Source organism: Paenibacillus sp. J2TS4, from assembly GCF_018403245.1.
GTDB lineage: Bacteria > Bacillota > Bacilli > Paenibacillales > NBRC-103111 > Paenibacillus_L.
The window spans coordinates 1-17194 of record NZ_BOSH01000003.1 but is presented as its reverse complement, the minus strand read 5'-3'; the positions used below and the strand labels follow the sequence as shown (position 1 = coordinate 17194).

Annotated in this window: 20 protein-coding genes and 1 pseudogene; 2 read left to right on the top strand and 19 right to left on the bottom strand. The window is 49.7% G+C overall.

The window, feature by feature from the left end; translation table 11 throughout:
• Window positions 1-211: 211 nt before the first annotated feature.
• The 19 genes from KJS69_RS07395 to KJS69_RS07305 form a co-directional block, all read right to left on the bottom strand.
• Window positions 212-1087 (bottom strand): polyprenyl synthetase family protein, encoded by an 876-nt coding sequence (locus tag KJS69_RS07395; RefSeq protein ID WP_213583595.1) that lies wholly within the window; start codon window positions 1085-1087, stop codon window positions 212-214.
• 26 nt (window positions 1088-1113) lie between these two features.
• Window positions 1114-1368 (bottom strand): exodeoxyribonuclease VII small subunit, encoded by a 255-nt coding sequence (gene xseB, locus KJS69_RS07390; protein WP_213583106.1) that lies wholly within the window; start codon window positions 1366-1368, stop codon window positions 1114-1116.
• On the bottom strand, window positions 1343-2716 hold the full coding sequence (gene xseA, locus KJS69_RS07385; protein WP_213583105.1) for an exodeoxyribonuclease VII large subunit: 1374 nt from the start codon (window positions 2714-2716) through the stop codon (window positions 1343-1345). The genes xseB and xseA overlap by 26 nt, the downstream gene beginning before the upstream one ends.
• Window positions 2717-2729: 13 nt before the next feature.
• A complete protein-coding gene (gene folD / locus KJS69_RS07380; protein ID WP_213583104.1) occupies window positions 2730-3590 on the bottom strand; it encodes a bifunctional methylenetetrahydrofolate dehydrogenase/methenyltetrahydrofolate cyclohydrolase FolD in 861 nt (286 codons plus the stop codon).
• A gap of 375 nt (window positions 3591-3965) precedes the next feature.
• Window positions 3966-4418: a transcription antitermination factor NusB gene (gene nusB, locus KJS69_RS07375; protein ID WP_213583103.1), complete on the bottom strand. Its 453-nt coding sequence runs from the start codon at window positions 4416-4418 to the stop codon at window positions 3966-3968.
• Window positions 4419-4568: 150 nt separating this feature from the next.
• Window positions 4569-4796, bottom strand: a complete 228-nt coding sequence (locus tag KJS69_RS07370; protein ID WP_213583102.1) for a DUF2273 domain-containing protein — start codon at window positions 4794-4796, stop codon at window positions 4569-4571.
• Between the two features lie 124 nt (window positions 4797-4920).
• Complete coding sequence (gene amaP / locus KJS69_RS07365; RefSeq protein WP_213583101.1) at window positions 4921-5481, bottom strand: alkaline shock response membrane anchor protein AmaP; 561 nt, start codon at window positions 5479-5481, stop codon at window positions 4921-4923.
• Between the two features lie 68 nt (window positions 5482-5549).
• Complete coding sequence (locus tag KJS69_RS07360; RefSeq protein WP_213583100.1) at window positions 5550-5960, bottom strand: Asp23/Gls24 family envelope stress response protein; 411 nt, start codon at window positions 5958-5960, stop codon at window positions 5550-5552.
• Between the two features lie 153 nt (window positions 5961-6113).
• The gene (gene accC / locus KJS69_RS07355) at window positions 6114-7460 is read right to left on the bottom strand and encodes an acetyl-CoA carboxylase biotin carboxylase subunit (protein ID WP_213583099.1); all 1347 of its coding nucleotides are present in this window, start codon (window positions 7458-7460) and stop codon (window positions 6114-6116) included.
• 28 nt (window positions 7461-7488) lie between these two features.
• Window positions 7489-7971 (bottom strand): acetyl-CoA carboxylase biotin carboxyl carrier protein, encoded by a 483-nt coding sequence (gene accB / locus KJS69_RS07350; RefSeq protein WP_213583098.1) that lies wholly within the window; start codon window positions 7969-7971, stop codon window positions 7489-7491.
• A 220-nt stretch (window positions 7972-8191) separates the two neighbouring features.
• Entirely contained in the window at window positions 8192-8821 is a 630-nt protein-coding gene (locus tag KJS69_RS07345) for a SpoIIIAH-like family protein (protein WP_213583097.1), read from the bottom strand.
• A 57-nt stretch (window positions 8822-8878) separates the two neighbouring features.
• Complete coding sequence (spoIIIAG, locus tag KJS69_RS07340) at window positions 8879-9514, bottom strand: stage III sporulation protein AG (protein WP_213583096.1); 636 nt, start codon at window positions 9512-9514, stop codon at window positions 8879-8881.
• Between the two features lie 153 nt (window positions 9515-9667).
• Window positions 9668-10426, bottom strand: coding sequence for a stage III sporulation protein AF (spoIIIAF, locus tag KJS69_RS07335; protein ID WP_213583095.1), 759 nt, complete (start codon window positions 10424-10426; stop codon window positions 9668-9670).
• 43 nt (window positions 10427-10469) lie between these two features.
• The gene (gene spoIIIAE, locus KJS69_RS07330; protein ID WP_213583094.1) at window positions 10470-11663 is read right to left on the bottom strand and encodes a stage III sporulation protein AE; all 1194 of its coding nucleotides are present in this window, start codon (window positions 11661-11663) and stop codon (window positions 10470-10472) included.
• 33 nt (window positions 11664-11696) lie between these two features.
• Window positions 11697-12086 carry a stage III sporulation protein AD gene (spoIIIAD, locus tag KJS69_RS07325; RefSeq protein WP_213583093.1) on the bottom strand — a complete coding sequence of 130 codons (390 nt, stop codon included), beginning with the start codon at window positions 12084-12086 and terminating at the stop codon, window positions 11697-11699.
• 8 nt (window positions 12087-12094) lie between these two features.
• Complete coding sequence (gene spoIIIAC / locus KJS69_RS07320) at window positions 12095-12298, bottom strand: stage III sporulation protein AC (protein WP_144935690.1); 204 nt, start codon at window positions 12296-12298, stop codon at window positions 12095-12097.
• A gap of 43 nt (window positions 12299-12341) precedes the next feature.
• A complete protein-coding gene (gene spoIIIAB / locus KJS69_RS07315) occupies window positions 12342-12860 on the bottom strand; it encodes a stage III sporulation protein SpoIIIAB (protein ID WP_213583092.1) in 519 nt (172 codons plus the stop codon).
• Window positions 12853-13854 carry a stage III sporulation protein AA gene (gene spoIIIAA, locus KJS69_RS07310; RefSeq protein WP_213583091.1) on the bottom strand — a complete coding sequence of 334 codons (1002 nt, stop codon included), beginning with the start codon at window positions 13852-13854 and terminating at the stop codon, window positions 12853-12855. Before spoIIIAA ends, spoIIIAB begins: the two co-directional genes overlap by 8 nt.
• Window positions 13855-13922: 68 nt before the next feature.
• Window positions 13923-14189, bottom strand: a complete 267-nt coding sequence (locus KJS69_RS07305; protein ID WP_213583090.1) for a YqhV family protein — start codon at window positions 14187-14189, stop codon at window positions 13923-13925.
• Between the two features lie 222 nt (window positions 14190-14411).
• On the opposite strand from KJS69_RS07305, the pseudogene comA reads away from it, so the two are divergent.
• Window positions 14412-15209, top strand: a pseudogene (gene comA / locus KJS69_RS30480) (phosphosulfolactate synthase); the annotation flags it as partial.
• Between the two features lie 980 nt (window positions 15210-16189).
• A complete protein-coding gene (locus KJS69_RS07295; protein ID WP_213583088.1) occupies window positions 16190-16933 on the top strand; it encodes a 2-phosphosulfolactate phosphatase in 744 nt (247 codons plus the stop codon).
• Window positions 16934-17194: the final 261 nt, after the last annotated feature.

Genomic DNA, 17194 nt, shown 5'->3' with positions numbered 1-17194 from the left:
ACCTTAACTCCCAGCATCAGCCCCCAACTGGGCGTTAGAAGCCAACACCAGGAACTTCATCGATGTGCCCTTTGGCGAATTTTTAGGCCCGCCCTCAGAAATGGTAGACTGACTAGAATACTGCGCCACCCTGCAATGTAATTCATTATATCACAGGTAGCAAATCCTTCTCAACGAAAGCCTTGAGAATAGAACCAAAGTTCCGGCATGACTAGTATTCCCGTCTCATTAAAAATTCAGCTAAATCTTTGAGCCGCTGCGGTTGAGGAAAGCCCGCCGACATAATCGCCTGTATTCCTTCGTCCGTTAGCAGCTCCACTCTTTTCATGGAGGCCTCCAGGCCAATGAAATACGGATAGGTCACCTTCCGCTGCTGTTCATCGCTGTTAACCGGCTTGCCCAGCTTCGTTTCATCGCCTGTAATATCCAGTATATCATCCTGAATCTGGAAAGCCAGACCGATGGAGTAACCAAACCGCTCCAGAGCTGACAATTGATCCGGAGTAGCGCCCCCGATTATTCCTCCCGCTTTCAGCGAAAAAACGATCAGGTCTCCGGTTTTATGCCTATGAATATTATCAAGCTCTTCCTTCCGGGTCAATCCCTGCTCGCCGAGCATATCTGCGACTTGCCCGCCAACCATTCCTTGAAAACCAGCCAGCTTCGCCATCTCTTCTATAATGGCCAAAGCACGATCGGCCGGGACTTGACCGCTGCGCCCTACCTGGGAAGCGGTATAAAACGCATGCGTGAGAAGAGCGTCACCCGCCAGAATGGCCATGGCTTCGCCGAATACTTTATGGTTGGTCGGCTTGCCTCTGCGATAATCATCATTATCCATGGCGGGAAGATCGTCATGAATTAACGAGTAAGTATGTATCATCTCGACCGCACACGCAACCGGCAGAGCCGTCTCTGCTTCTCCGCCCAGCGCCTCCACGGCCGCAAGAACAAAAATTGGCCTGAGCCTTTTGCCTCCCGCCAGCAGTGAATACATGGCCGCCTCGCGCAGTGGAGCGGGAACAAACCCATGCTCCGGGATGGAACGCCTGAGCTCGCTCTCAATGAGAGCGGCTGAGGCTTCCATATATTGTTGAATCGTCTTCGCATCGTTCAATCCGTTTCACCTTCATCCATTTCCGCAAGAAAAGGTTTTTTGCCTATCGTTCCGTTTTCCTCAATAAGCAGCTCCACTTTACGCTCAATTTGATCCAGCTTTTCACTGCACATCCGGGACATTTCCATCCCTTCCTGGAACAGCCCGATTGCTTTTTCGAGCGGCACATCGCCGTTCTCCAATTGGGTCACAATCTCCTCAAGCTTATCCATCGCTTGCTCGAAGCTAAGCTCTGCTTTGTCCATTGTCATCGTCCTTGTCCTCCATCCCCCATACATGGCAGTCCAATTGTCCATCCGTCAATCTAACTTTAAGCAAATCGCCAGGCTGCACTTGATTAATCGACTTGATTAATCGCTTTTCCTGCTCATCATATACAAGACTATATCCGCGCTGCATAATCTTAAGCGGACTGAGCGAGTCGAGCTGGCGCAACTGTGAAGTGAAACGGCTGCGCTCCATTCGATACAGCACCTGCATAGCCTGCACGATGCGCTTGTGTGAATCCTCGGTCCGCCGTCGGGCGTAATCGACCTGCCGCTTCGGATTGAAGCTGCTCACGGCCTGCTCCAGTCTGGATTGTCTTGCTTTAATATCAGACAGCCGATGCCGGATCCGGAATTGCAGTTGCTCCGACAGCCGGTCCAATCGTTCCGCGGGCTGCTGAAGCTGCTTCAGCGGATTCGTCAGTACCGGGGAGCGATTAATCCGGTCGAGCCGCTCGCGCTGCTCCTGCAGCATCTGGTACAATCCTCGTCTCAGCCGGTGAACAGAATAAAGGAGCTGCTGCTTGAGCTCCATATGATGAGGCACAGCCAACTCCGCCGCCGCCGTAGGCGTCGCCGCCCTGAGATCGGCCACAAAATCGGCAATTGTAAAGTCCGTCTCGTGTCCGACAGCCGAAATGACCGGAATGTCCGATGTGAAGATGCTCCGGGCAACGATTTCTTCGTTGAACGCCCACAGTTCCTCAAGGGAACCGCCTCCGCGGCCGACGATAAGCACATCGACCTCACGCTGCCGGTTGAACGCTTCGATCGCCTTCACGATCGAAGGAGCCGCTTGCCTTCCTTGCACAAGAACCGGATAAAGCTGCACCGGCACCGACGGGTATCGCCGCTGCAATGTCGTTACAATATCCCGGACAGCCGCTCCGGTTGGAGAAGTGATGACGCCGATCGCTTTAGGAAAGCGCGGGATCGCTCTTTTGCGGGCGGCCGCAAACAGCCCTTCCGCATCCAGCTTCTTCTTCAGCTGCTCAAAGGCAAGATACAAATTGCCTATGCCATCCGGCTGCATTTGATTGACGTAAAATTGATATTGGCCATCTCTTTCATAGATGGAAATGCTCCCCCTCGCCAAAACCCTTAGTCCTTCCTTCGGTACAAAGGAAAGCCTCTGGTTATGCGAGTGGAACATAATGCTTTTTACCCGGCTCTGAGCATCCTTAAGCGTAAAATACATATGGCCGCTCGAATGGTGGGTGAAGTTGGAAATTTCCCCTCTCACCCAAACATTTTGCAGCCGCTCATCCGCTTCCAGTGTCACTTTGATATGCCGGGTCAGATCTTTGACGGAAAATATCGTTTCCGGATTCATGATCACCTTCCGTTTATCTAGGCGTCGGCGCCATGTTTTGGGCGGCTTGCAGTGTATTCTGCAGCAGCATCGTAATCGTCATGGGACCTACGCAACCAGGAACAGGAGTGATGTGCCCGGCGACCTGTGCGACGCTGTCGTAATGGACATCCCCTACCAATTTACCGTTGTCCAACCGATTCATCCCGACGTCAATCACAACCGCTCCCGGCTTAACATGCCGGGCTTCGATTATTTGTGCGCGGCCAACAGCTACCACCAGAATGTCTGCCTGTTTCGTAATTTCCTCCATGTTCGGAGTCCGGGAATGACATACAGTGACGGTAGCATTCTCCCGCAGCAGCAGCATCGCCATCGGCTTGCCTACAATATTGCTGCGGCCGACTACAACGGCATGATTCCCCTCGATTCCCACTCCGATTCGCTTCAGGACCTCGATAACACCAGAGGGAGTGCAGGGAAGCATCCCCGGTTTGCCGATCATTAAATTGCCGACATTGGCGGGATGAAAGCAATCCACGTCCTTGTCCACAGATATAGCATCAATGACCGCCTCTTCGTTAAGATGCTCCGGCAGCGGAAGCTGCACTAATATTCCGTGAATGTTAGCATCCCTGTTCAAGCGGCCGATCAATTCCATCAGCTCTCCTTGTGAAGTGGATGCCGGAAGGCGATACACTTCAGAATGTATTCCTACCTCTGCACAGGATTTCTCCTTATTCCGAACATAGACGGCAGAGGCCGGATCATCTCCGACAAGCACGACGGCCAGTCCCGGCTGTATTCCATTTCTTACTAAATCTTGAACCTGCTTAGTTATTTGTTCACGAATTTCCGCCACGATTTGCTTTCCATTAATTCTTTCCGCTGTCATATATGATTCCCCTCCTTAAATATGCATAGCTGTCTATATAAGTGACACTAAAGAAAGCGATCATTCCGTTCCGAAGGAAAGTGCCTCCGAAGCTTCAAACATCATACTCCTTCCCCAAAAAGTGAAGATGAGCTTCGAAGCAATTCCAGGTACTTTTCGGGGACCCCGAAACCAACAGATTCCTTATTTATGGGATGGGCCTTCGGATGGTAGGAATACAAAGCCAAAACTCGCCCTAGAAGCATCTTTCTTTCTCCACTCCATGATCTATGAATTCTTTATTGTCGAGTATATTAACTTTCTTTCATATTAACCTTTTGAACAGATGGTGTAAAGACGAAAGTTAAGGAGGAAAACAATTCGATTGTTCGTGTTTTAGGGGCGTTTGGCTTTCAATTCTTCCATCTCACGAATCATTTGACCTAATACTCCGTTTACGAATTTACCCGATTCCTCACTGCCAAAATGTTTGGCCAGCTCAATCGCCTCATTGACGACAACTTTCGGAGGAATGTCATCCCGATAGATCATTTCATAAGAAGCCAGACGGAGGATCTCCCGGTCAACTTTGGATAAACGATCCATTTTCCAGCCTTTAATATACTTCTCCAGAAGTTCATCGATCGCATCCAGATGCTTGCGGGTGCCCTCCACCAGCTCGCCTACATACTCGGGACTAATCTCCTCATGCCGGACATCCAATCCGGCTTCGTTCTCGTGCACCGCTTCCTCGATTACGATCTGAATCGCTTCCTGTGAAGAGACCTCATTCATTTGCATTTGATAAAGGCTTTGCAGCGCTAATTCTCTGGCTAGTCGCCGTTTCATTGATTTTCCTCCCAATTCTAAAAGTCAGGTTCCGACAGGGCAGTGCCTCGCCGCCACATAGACGCCAAAGCCTCCGGACTTGTAAAGTCTATAATGTCAAAAAAACCTGCAAGGAACAACCGGTACAGAGCAGTTGCCCTTTGCAGGAATTTATCTGAACATTCTCCATCTTTCCGACAACCATTGCCAAAGGTTCTCTGCTTGCAATCGGAATTCCTTGAAATCGATTTTTTTTCCAACATAATAACCGATAAAAACAATAAAAGCAAAAATAAGCGTATCCCAGAACCCGACAATCAAGTAAAGAATGCCGAGAATGACTCCACATAACGTTCCGATGACGGTGCCCGGACGACTTTCCAGCATTTGTTTAAACATTCCGGAATCCCCCTTTATCCCAATATTGTTATTGGGTCAGACCCCCCGCCTTCTAAGGCGGGAATGAATCAGGTGGAGGAACGGCCTCCATCCCAATCTCCGAAGCTCAGCTTCCACTGAGAGCTCACTCAACCCGGCTTTTGAACGTTGGGGATGATTGGACGATATTCGCCACATATACTGAAACGACGGCAACCGGAATGCCGGTAATTTCCTCCACGTATTCCTTAACGGCTTGCTGAATCTCCTCAGTCATTTCTGGAATCGGCGTTTCCCCATCCACGACCGTACGCAATTCAATCTCGATGCCGGAGCTGCTCACGTGTACCCGCGCACGCAAGTCTTTAACCCCGCGGGTCCGGTTGGCGGATTTCAAAGCCAGATTCTCTACCGTATCCAATGAAATCCTTATATCTCCAAAATCCGTCCGCTGGTCTATCGAGGCCATATTGCCTTTGGCCGGGCGAACTGCAATAACAAAAAGCCGAATGCTGATCAAGATAACGGCAATTAATGTGGCAATAACGGCTGCGGCAGTAGGATAATCCGTATAAACCTGCTCCACAAACCGCTTGGTGCTCTCCATTGGGATGGCATTAAACGCAGCAATCAGCATCACGCATGATGCTACGATAATAAACAGACTGAAGATAAATAATAATAATCTGTCGATAATTTTGGCCACTGCGGCTTGTCCCTCCTTAAAGGAAACCCCCTGCTTGATAGAGGGGGTTTAGTTTCGGATCGACTCCATTACTTCACTCGAAGAACGGCCGGGTCTTCTTCGCTCGCTTTGTCCACAGTTTTAAAATGAACATCATGAATATGTACGTTAACTTCTACGACATCGAGACCGGTCATCGATTCAATCGCCTGCTTAACGTTCTGCTGAATCTCTCCGGCAACCTCCGGAATTTTATGACCAAATTCGATAATGATGGAGACGTCAATAGCCGCTTCTTTCTGCCCGACTTCCACTTTTACGCCTTTGGACAAGTTTTTGCGGCCGAGCAGTTCCGCAATGCCACCTGCAAAGCCGCCGCTCATTCCCGCAACTCCCGACACTTCGATCGTCGCCAAGCCGGCAATCACTTCAATAACTTCCGGGGCAATCTGAATGTTGCCCAAATCCGTCTTCTCATAATCCGGGGCAATTGTACTCATATTTGATGACCTCCTGATCGCTTTCAGACCGTGCAAATCTCGTTCAAGGACAGGTCTGTCTTATTTAATTACTATACCATTGCTGAAAAAATATGACAAATAAAGATATAGAAGCAAAACTGCTTCCGTTCCGAAGGAAGTACCTCCGGAGCTTTAGTTCACATCATATTCTTCCAGAAATTTAATATCGAAATCTCCGTCTATAAACTTCGGATGATTAAGCAGCTTCAGATGGAAAGGGATCGTTGTCTTGATACCTTCTATAGCAAATTCATTAAGCGCCCGCTTCATCCGATCGATGGCTTCCTCTCTTGTCTTACCCCAAACGATCAGCTTGGCGATCATGGAGTCGTAATGAGGGGAAATGACATAGCCCGGGTAGGCCCCGCTGTCCACCCGCACGCCGAATCCACCAGGAGCTAAATAAAAATCGATCTGCCCCGGGGAAGGCATGAAGTTACGGTCCGGGTCTTCCGCATTAATGCGGCACTCGATCGACCAGCCGTCAATGACCACGTCCTTTTGAGAGAAGGACAGTGCTTCTCCCTGGGCCACCTGAATCATCTCTTTAATAATATCAATGCCGGTAATCATTTCGGTAACGGGATGCTCGACCTGAATTCTAGTATTCATTTCCATGAAGTAGAAGTTACCGTCCTCACCCAGCAAAAATTCGAGTGTCCCCGCGCCGGAATATTGAACCGCCTTGGCGGCACGCACAGCAGCTTCTCCCATTCTTTCCCGAATTTCCGGAGTTAATACCGGACAAGGGGCTTCCTCTACCAGCTTTTGCCGTCTGCGCTGGACAGAGCAATCCCGTTCGCCTAGATGGACCACGTTCCCGTATTTATCCGCGATGATCTGGATTTCGACATGCTTCATTCCCGTTAAATATTTCTCCAGATACACCCCGGCATTGCCGAATGCTTTCTCAGCCTCCTGACGAGCCGTAGTAATCTGCTGGATCAGCGATTCCTCGTTCTCGGCAATCCGTATTCCTTTTCCCCCGCCTCCGGCGGTCGCCTTAATAATGACCGGATAACCAATCTCGCGGGCAATCCGGATGGCGTCCTCCAATTCGGCAACAAGCCCGTCCGATCCGGGGATAACCGGTACTCCGGCTTCCATCATCGTCTGCTTGGCGACGGATTTATCTCCCATCCGGTTAATCGCTTCGGGAGAGGGGCCAATAAACGTAATGTTGCAGCGATCGCATATCTCCGCAAAATCGGCATTCTCCGCAAGAAAGCCATAACCCGGATGAATAGCATCCGCTTCCGTCAACGTCGCAACACTCATCAAATTGGTAAAATTCAAATAGCTGTCCTTGGAAAGTGTCGGTCCGATGCAATAGGCTTCATCCGCCAATTTGACATGCAGGGAGTCGCGGTCAGCTTCGGAATAGACCGCTACCGAGTAAATTCCAAGCTCCCGGCAAGCGCGAATGATCCGGACGGCTATTTCGCCGCGGTTCGCAATTAATATTTTTTGGAACTTCATTCGATTTCCTCCTGAAGGTAAAGCTGAATTATACCGGTTTAACCAAAAATAAAGGTTGTCCGAATTCGACAAGCTGTCCGTTTTCTACAAGCACTTCCACGATCTCTCCGCTAACTTCCGCTTCAATTTCGTTCATCAGCTTCATCGCTTCCACAATACAGACGACCGTATTCTCCCTAACCGCCGTTCCTACGCTCACATAAGGAGGAGCGTCAGGAGACGATGCCTTGTAGAAGGTGCCCACCATAGGCGAAGAAATTGTATGTAAATGGGACCGATCTTGTTGATTGCTAACCTCGCTCGCGGGTTGCGGGTGAACGGCTGCATCCGAGGGCGCGAACGGAGCTTGAGGAGCTGCAATGACCGGTTGTTGGGAGGCAACGTAGACCGTCTCTGATTTGGAAGGCTTACGGATAAAAAGCTTGCTCCCCTCGTTCTGTATTTCCAATTCCTGCAGGGAAGACTGATCAACCAGTTTAATCAGTTCCTTGATTTCACTTAATTTAAACATGAAACTCGTTCACTCCTTAATGTTTTTGCGAAGCAAAAACCGGCTTCGAAACCTTAACGCTTTGGAAAAAAGTGACGTGCTTGCCGCCTCACAGGCCAGCGTCAACATCACTCGCAACGTTAGTAATTATAACATAAACGATGGAAATGGAAAGAGCCCAGTTTAACCGGGCTCTTGCGACAAGATTCGGGAAAACTGGCAAGTTGCGACAGGATTCCGCTTAGGGGATGTACTGGATTTGAATTTTTTCGGGACCTATGTTCATTTCTGCAATAACGAGATCTGCAATGCTGACCGCTTCGCTTTTTTCCAATTTGTCCGTTTGAACGATAACATTCCATTTATTGTCCTGCTCCATAACGATAGCACTTTTGTATTCCTGAGTAAGCTGCTCTTCCAGACTATCGACTTTAGCCTGAGTCATTTCAATTTGCTGAAGCTCATCCAGAGCTTGAGCGATTTCTTCATTGCTTTTGTCCTGGCTGTTGGCCAGATTCATCAGTTCCTCTGTGCGAGTCTGGACGGTTTCGAGACGCTTCAAGGACAGAGCGGAGAAATAGTCTACTCCCGATACCGCTTGACTTTCTATCTGATCCAGTACGGCTTGATCCGATTGATCGACAGACCCTTTATCCGCATCCTTCTGAACTTGACCGGAAACCGCCTGATCCGGATCAGCTGCCGGTTCCCCATTCAACTGGCTAAGCTCCACGTTGACGTCCTCCATCAATACGCCATCTGCAGTAAGATCCAAATCTTCCACCTTTTCAGTAAACAAGTAGTAAGCCGATAAAACAACCATTAAGCTTAGCATGGAAACTAACCATATCGTTTGCCGTTTAGTATTCATTCGCTCTATTCCTCCTTGGAATTACACTCTTTCGTATTTGTTTGCCCCTGCCGCAAATTATTGCTTGCGCGGTACGACCGAGATCCGATTGGCCGGTACGTCCAAACCTCTTCCCACGGCTTCGACAATCAGCTTTTTGACCGTTACATTCTCAGCTCCTTTAGCTACGACCACCACCCCCCTGATTTTCGGCTTCATATATTTCAGCACGAGCGGTTGTTCGCCACCCGATTGCTGCATCATGACGGCGTCACTGCTGCGTGTAACATCCGAATTGTTTCTGGTAGAGCCGGTCTGGTCTTTTTCATTCGTTACTTGCTGGCTCTCCTTCGTGTTCTTCTCTACTTGTATTTCCTCTGTCGAATCGATCGTTACCATCACTTCCACTTCGCCGACCCCGACAATTTTCTCCAAAACATCCTTCAACCGAGATTCGTAGGCTTGCTCATAATCGCGAAATACTGAGCCTTCCTTGCTTCCGCCGCCAAAAGCGAGGGCTTCCCTGACATCCTCCTGCTTGGGAGGGCCGGTACTTGCGGGATCAATTTCCTTGACAGAGATGAAGGAGTTCATTATCATCAGGGCCGCCCCTGTCAACCCGATAATAAGCAGCCAGCGCAGCGCTTGTATCCGTTTAGGCCCGCCCGGGCCGCCGCTTATCCATTGCTCGATCATCTTAATCCACTTTCCCATACGGCACCTCTTTGAACGGTTTTTAATCCGGTGATTGTCGACGGCAGCCTCTTCGTTCTTAATGACTCTATTTATCTATTTAAATGGCATTAAAAATGTCCCCTGACTCTTAGGATTGATTGGCATACGTCTCATAATTGCTTTCTCCACGGGCTATCCTCCTTTTGCCCGCTGTTCCGAAGGCGGATCCGAACCGGAAAAGCGAAGTTCGATTTGCTCCGGTCTCATTTGCCACTGCTGCTGCAAATATTGAGCGACGCCCTCTCTTCGTGATTGCAGCTCCGCAGACTGGCCGCCGGGCAGGACAGGAGCATTCGTCTCCTTCGCCAACTCCTCGGAAGAATCAATCCGGATAATGACGGGCTGAACCGGTTCGATCGGGCGCACCGGCTTGATTCCCCGGTCCTGATCGGCGCTGGCGGAGACGGCTTCCTCGCTTCCCGCTTGTTCCGCTGGCATAACCAGAGACAGCACGACGCTCATTCGTTCAATATAGAGACGGCCTTCGGAATCCTCCTGAGCGGTTACCTGTACGCTTTCCACCCGTTCGGACGTATTCCGGCTCAAATCACTTTTAACTTCCTCGGCCAGCCGGCTCTCCAAAATTTCTACCGCTTGCCGTTCGTTCGCGGCGGCCAGCTTATGGGCATCGCGGGTGATGGCCATAAGCGAAGGGATATCGCCCCGTCCTGCATTACTTTGCTGGAAATCGGCGGCTCTTATCATTTGGTTGACATCCCAACGATTCTGGAATAATTGCACGACCGGTGAGATCAGCACAAGAATAAGGAATAAGCCAACGACTGTTTTGACATACCGTTGAAAAGTATTGTTGGGAAGCATCAAATCGACGAAGCTGGCGATCAGAATAAGCAGGATCAACTCCTTCAGCCAGCCGCTAAGCCATTGCATCCCTGCCTCCTTCCTGGCTTCCTCGCTCGGCCGCCTTGTTAATCTATCTCATCATGACCGAAACATTGCCGGCAACGATCATGATCGTAATAGAGAGAAAGAACATCAGCCCGACCACTGCCATCGCCGCAAATATGTAGATCATGCTCTTTCCTATCGTTTGCAGGCAGGCTACAATCGGACTATCGCCCAGCGGCTGCATGACGGCTGCAGACAAATGATAAATAAAAGCGAGAGTTAATATTTTTACCGCCGGAAAAGCGCACAGCAGAACGATAACAACTACTCCTACGAGACCGACGGCATTTTTGACCAATAGTGAAGCTCCGATGACCGTATCCGAGGCGTCTGTGAACATCTTGCCGACCACCGGCACGAAGTTACCGGTAATGTATTTGGCCGTGCGAATCGTCACTCCATCCGCTGCCCCTCCGGATAATCCCTGAACGGATACGACTCCGAGAAAGACGGTCACAAAAAAACCCAGCAGCCCAACACTTACCGTGCGAATCAAATTCGCCAATTGAGTTACCTTATACCGGTCGGACAGCGAGCTGACAATATGCAGAATGACCGAGAAGAATAACAGCGGAAATATGAACACGTATATGGCGGTTCCAATCGTATGGATCATAAAAACGATAAGCGGATGCATAATCGACACCGTCGCCAGATTTCCCATGGACGCGAGCAGCGTCATGAGCAAAGGGACGACTGCAACCATGAAATGAATCATGTCGGAGATGGCCGATTTGGCATACCCGATTGCGACATTGAAGCTGTTGATGGCGATGACGATCAGAACCATGTAGGAAATGGCATACGCAATTTTGCTCACTGAGTTTTTTTCAAAGGCGCTTTGCAGCGTTTCGAGAATCATGCTGAATATGGTGAGAATAACGATGGTCAGCATTAACTTGCCGTTAACCAGAATCTCGTGGAAAAAGTAGGAAATGATCGCCTTCATGACAGCTGAGAAGCTGAACCCCTTCTTTCCCGGAACCAACTGGTCAAAAAAATCGGGGGTTTGTCCTTCAGGAAAATATCCGCCGTATTCCTTGATCAGCCGGTTCCAGAACTGCTCCACTTTATCCGTCGGCAAATTTTCCGCCTGCTCGCGTATGATGACGTCCGCCGGCCCTGCCAAAGCGTGAGCCGCAGTTTCTCCGAGTATAGCGCTGGACAGGAGAACGAATAACCAAACGATTGTCCACACGCCTCTGTTCCGCAGGCTCATTGGCCATCAGCTCCTAATGCTTGCTTCCTCTCCTCAAACGGGCAGCAAATTAATCACTGTTTCAATAATGACAGTAATGATTGGAATAGCCATAACCATAATTAATATTTTTGCGGACAGCTCGATTTTGGAGGCGATAGCCTCTTGTCCGGCGTCTCTAACAATTTGTGCCCCGAACTCCGCAATATAAGCGACTCCGATTATTTTCAGAATCGTTTTGAGAAAAACGGGATTGACCCCCGATTTCAGCGCCAACCCCTCCAATACGTTAATCACCGAAGAGATTTTATCTAACAGAAAGAAGAAGATGACGATCCCTGTAAAAACAGCGAGCAGGAAAGCAAACAACGGCATCTGTTCCTTCAGAACCAGGATGAGAATAGTGGCAAGCAGGGCCACCCCGACGATTTGGATGATTTCCACAGACTCACCTACTGGAAAAGGAATATCGTTTTAATTTCCCTGAATAAATCGTTCAACATGCTTACGACCATGAAAAGGACTACGACGAAGCCGATCACGGTGACCCAATGAGCCATGTCTTCCTTTCCCATCTGTTTGAGCACGGTATGGATCATGGCAATGATGATGCCAATTCCCGCTATTTGGAAGATTGCATTCACATCCACGTTCATAAACGGCACCTCATTTTTCGCTCAAAGCATTGTCGCCAGAGCGTCAGTACATGAGAATAACGATCAACGCCCCGGCTAACGCCCCCAAACTTTTCCACATGGTGGCGTATTTCTTTTGATCCTCGGCCGCGTTGTCCTCCTCCGCGAGCAAATGATTGACGGCGAGCCGCAAATGCTTGAGCTGATCTTCTTTGTCTGTAATCCCGAGAGAACAGCCTAGCTGATGGAGAATATCGCGCTCTGCAGCTTTCATTGCCGTATCCTTCCATCCCCCGTCTATCGCCTTCCGCCAGCTCTCCTCCGTCGTCTTTCCGGTCGGCCGGTTCAAGTGATCGGCCGCCTGGCGGAACATAGCGGCTACTGGCTCGGACAACGGCTTGCAGGAGGAGAGCAGTGCATCCGATAGCGGTGTTGAGCCATATACGATCTCCGTCTCCAATCTTTGCAGAAGCTGGATCAGCTCGCGGATTTGCTTGGGGCGTCGGGAGAGCTGCAAGGATTGATAGAAGCCAAACATCGTAGCAGCGAAAAGAATGAGCAGCGCACCTAACAGTTTAAGCATCCGCTTCCCTCCGCCTTCCGCCTATCTGAACGGAGATGTCCTGTCTGCCGCCGAGACTGTCGTATGCCGCTTCCACTTTCACGGTTCCGCCGGTTTTGCGCAGCTGAATGATACGATCGAAGGCTCGGGCTTCGAGCAGCTCCCGCAGGATGGGCCTCCGGCGGGCATCCTCCAGCCCCGAGCCATGAGCAGTGGCGATAACGGAAATCCCGGCGTGAATGGCTTCGTGCACGGCGAGAGCATCTTCCGGCCGGCCGATTTCGTCCACAATGATCACATCCGGTGACAGGGAACGAATCATCATCATCATGCCTTCGGCCTTGGGACAGCCATCCAACACATCGGTACGCGGACCTACGTCAAAACGCGGGACGCCTTTGAAGCACGCCGCGATCTCCGATCGTTCATCGACAACGCCGACCTTGAGCGCGTCCATTCTCATAAGCGGAGGGCAGCCCCCGGCGCTAATCAGTCTGGCCAAGTCCCGGATGATCGTCGTTTTCCCATGCTGGGGCGGGGAGATGATCAAGGCAGAGTGCACCTTCCGGTGCTCCCGGTCCAGAAGAAGCGGCAGAACGGGAAGACCGCAGTCCTTCTTTTCCCGGGCTACCCGGATATTGAAGCTGGTAATATCCCTGATCAGCTTCACTTGGCCATGCTCCAGCACCGTTCTTCCGGCCAACCCAACCCTGTGCCCGCCAGCTATCGTAATATACCCTCGCTTCAGCTCCTCCTCATACGTATAAACAGAGTGATTGGTCAGCAGGTCGAGCAGCTTCATACAATCGTCATGCGATGGACGTATCGCTTCGCTTGGCTTGCTGGTTAACTCCCCTTGCGAGGTTACGAATCCGAAACGGCCTCCATACCCCAATTCCAAAGGCCGCTCCTCCCGAATCCTCAGCTCTTCCATCTGGGATAGAATAGAAGAGGGCAGACTAATGATAATCGACTTCAATGGATGAGGTAGAATGTGCAAGATGGACTCTAGCATTTTGAGCTGCCTCCAAGTTGTCCAGTGTCTACAACATACTTATGCTTGGACGAATGAATTATGACTGATTACTTTTTTAAAATGCCAATAAAAATGCAGGTTACCCCCACAATCACCCAAGCAAATTTACCCCACGACAGCTTATCCGCGATTCCTATCAAACCAATGGTTGTGGTAGTTAATAGAACGATTGGACCGACGACTGCCAGACCTGTATTTACTAGCAGAGCCTTGTCCACTTGGTTAAGCCGCAAAATGAGCAAGGCCGCCAAAATCTCCAGGCTTCCTGACAAAATTCTAATCGACGCCATGCTCATAATGATTTTATTGATCATAGACTCTCCCCCCGCGTGATTTATTTGATTCGGGACGACGCCAAGAACTCGATATGGAATGGTTTACACCAATCGCTAATATTATCAATGCGAGTCTTTAAGCTTCTCTTCCATTACTATGCAAGCTCGTCTCTTTTTAGGATGATGGGCACAACGCTATTTTCCAGTGCATATGATGGTCATAGTTTGAAACCCATTTTTTAACGCGAGGAGATTATTTCAATGGAAGCAACCTCACTTTTGGATTGGCATCCGCTTCTTGCGGATCGGACTCTGGACCGTTCTCCAAAGCCAAGAACAAGTGGCAGAACGATGGCCATCGACACGGGGCTCGGACTGCACGCCCTGGAAGATTTATTGGCTACGGCCGCCCCATATATGGATATGATCAAAATCGGATTCGGCACCTCCCCTCTATACCCAAAGCAGCTGCTGCGCCGCAAGGTGGAGTTGGTCAGAGCCTTTGGAATCGATATCTATCCCGGCGGAACTTTTTTGGAAGCTGCGGTCAGTAAAGGAATAGTCGATGAATATTTCCGGATGGTCAAGCAAATTGGATTCAATGCTGTTGAAATTTCTGACGGAATTATCGATTTGGATCGGGATACCAGAAGCGAGCTCATCATTACGGCCATCTCCGAAGGCTTCAAGGTCTATACCGAATACGGCAAAAAAGGCTGGGGCTCCACCATCCGCATGTCGGATTTAGTAGAGACCGTGAACGAGGACATTCGGCTCGGTGCTGAGCTGGTGACGATTGAAGGAAGAGAATCAGGCGCAGGCGTAGGTATCTTTGATGAGAACGGGGGCTGCCGGGATGACCAGATTGAGCAGGTCTTAAGCCAAATCCCCGCTCAACATAAGCTGCTGTGGGAAGCGCCTCAAAAATCGCAGCAGGTTCATCTCATCAATCGATTGGGGCCAACGATCAATCTGGGCAATATCGCTCCCCAGGATGTATTATCACTGGAAGCTCTCCGTCGCGGCTTGCGTGCCGATACTTTTTTCCTTGCCGATGAGTTCATTAATCGCGAAGCGGAAGCGGAAGTGGAGTTCAGCCTGGAAGCGGAGCCCAGCCTCCTGGTCAACGAAGGAACGATTGCTGTATTAAGTGAGCAAGAGGGTAAGTTGAACCAACGTGAAGTGAGCCTGAGCGAGGAGTATGAAGCGAGCGCTCAGGACATATGGAGCGAGACAGAGGGTGAGGCTTCCTCTGAACTGAACAGTGAATTCTTTAACGATAGAGATAGTGATGTAGTTGAACTGTTCGATGAGACACAAGTTGAAGCTTCCTCTGAATTGGACAGTGAGTTCGTTAATGATGGAGTGAATGAAATAAATGATCTGTTGGGCGAGGCAAATGCTGAAAATTCCTCTGAACTGGACAGTGAGTTCGTTATTGCTGGAATAAGTGAAGAGGAAGAACGGTTAACCGAGACAAAAGTTGAAGATTCCTCTGAACTGGACAGTGAGTTCGTTATTGCTGGAATAAGTGAAGGAGATGAACGGTTAGGCGAGGCAAATGTTGAAGCTTCCTCTGAATTGGACAGTGAGTTCGTTAATGATGGAGTGAATGAAATAGATGATCTGTTGGGCGAGGCAAATGCTGAAACTTCAACTGAACTGGACAGTGAGTTCGTTAATAGTGGAGTAAGTGAAGAGGAAGAACGGTTAACCGAGACAAAAGTTGAGGCTTCTGCTGAACTGGACAATGAGTTCGTTAATGGTGGAGTGAATGAAATAGATGATCTGTTGGGTGAGGCAGAATTTGAACTCTCATCTGACAGTCAAAGGAACTTGTCAGGTCACGATTCGCTATTTTCTGATAAGGAATCGCTATTCGAGGACGGTGTTCTCGCCCACGCCGACTCAACAAATTCCTAGGATAGCTCGTCAACTTTCGGCGGGGACTCCGCCTGAAAAGTCTCCGCCGATCCACGTGAGCTTGCTAAGCTGGACTGCAAGTCCTATCAATTTAATGGAATGGAAAGGAAGGAAACATGCAGATTGACGTCATTCCCACTCTGAATGATACAACAGAAGAAGCGCTGGCCGGCAAAACGGTTATCGTCATCGACGTGCTGCGTGCGACCAGCAACATTGTAACGGGACTGTTTCATGGAAGCGGCCCAATCGTTCCCGTTGCCACCATCCAGCAGGCTTATCAGCTTAAGGAACCGGGTGATTTGCTTGGCGGAGAGCGCAACTGCGAACGAATTGCCGGATTTGATCTCGGCAACTCTCCATACGAGTTCAAGTCAAGTGAGGTTAGCGGCAAGCGTATCGTACTGACAACGACTAACGGAACGTTGGCTATAAGCAAAACAAAACAGGCGGAAGAGGTGCTTATCGGCTCGTTCTTGAATGCTTCCGTTTGCGCAGCCGCAGCAGCCTCTTCCGGCCGCGACATTGCAGTACTCTGTTCCGGAACGAAGAGCCGATTCTCTCTGGAGGATGGATTGTGTGCAGGGTTGATAGCCCGGCAGATTAAGCGCAGCTTAGGTGATCAAGGTAGAAGCTATGAAGGAAATATTAACGATTTCGGCCTGGCTATGGAACATAGCTACGAGCAAGCAAGCGGAGACCTGACCCGTATTGTGCTTAGCTGCTCCAATGGAATCCGGCTCAGAAGCCTCGGTCAGGAAGACGATGTCCGGTTTTGCTGTCAGGTCGATGCCCTGCCCGTCTTGCCCATTCTGACGAAGGAGGAAACGATTTCCCTATCAGCGGCCGTTAATCCGTAAATCGACAAAGACTGCATTCTTAAATAGGTTCAACCTAATAATCAGTGCTTGATTTTATTTCGCCACCAAACAGACTGGATTTTATACAGCTAAATAAGCCAGATCAGACGATTTTTGGGAATCTAACTGGAAAACATACAGCTAATTCGGTCCCAATCTATCCAATCCCTCTTTAACCCCATTTCTAACGGTAGGTTTTACATTTAGTCCGGAGATCTAGCGAGATTTAGCGAGAATTAACTACATCAATTACATTTAATC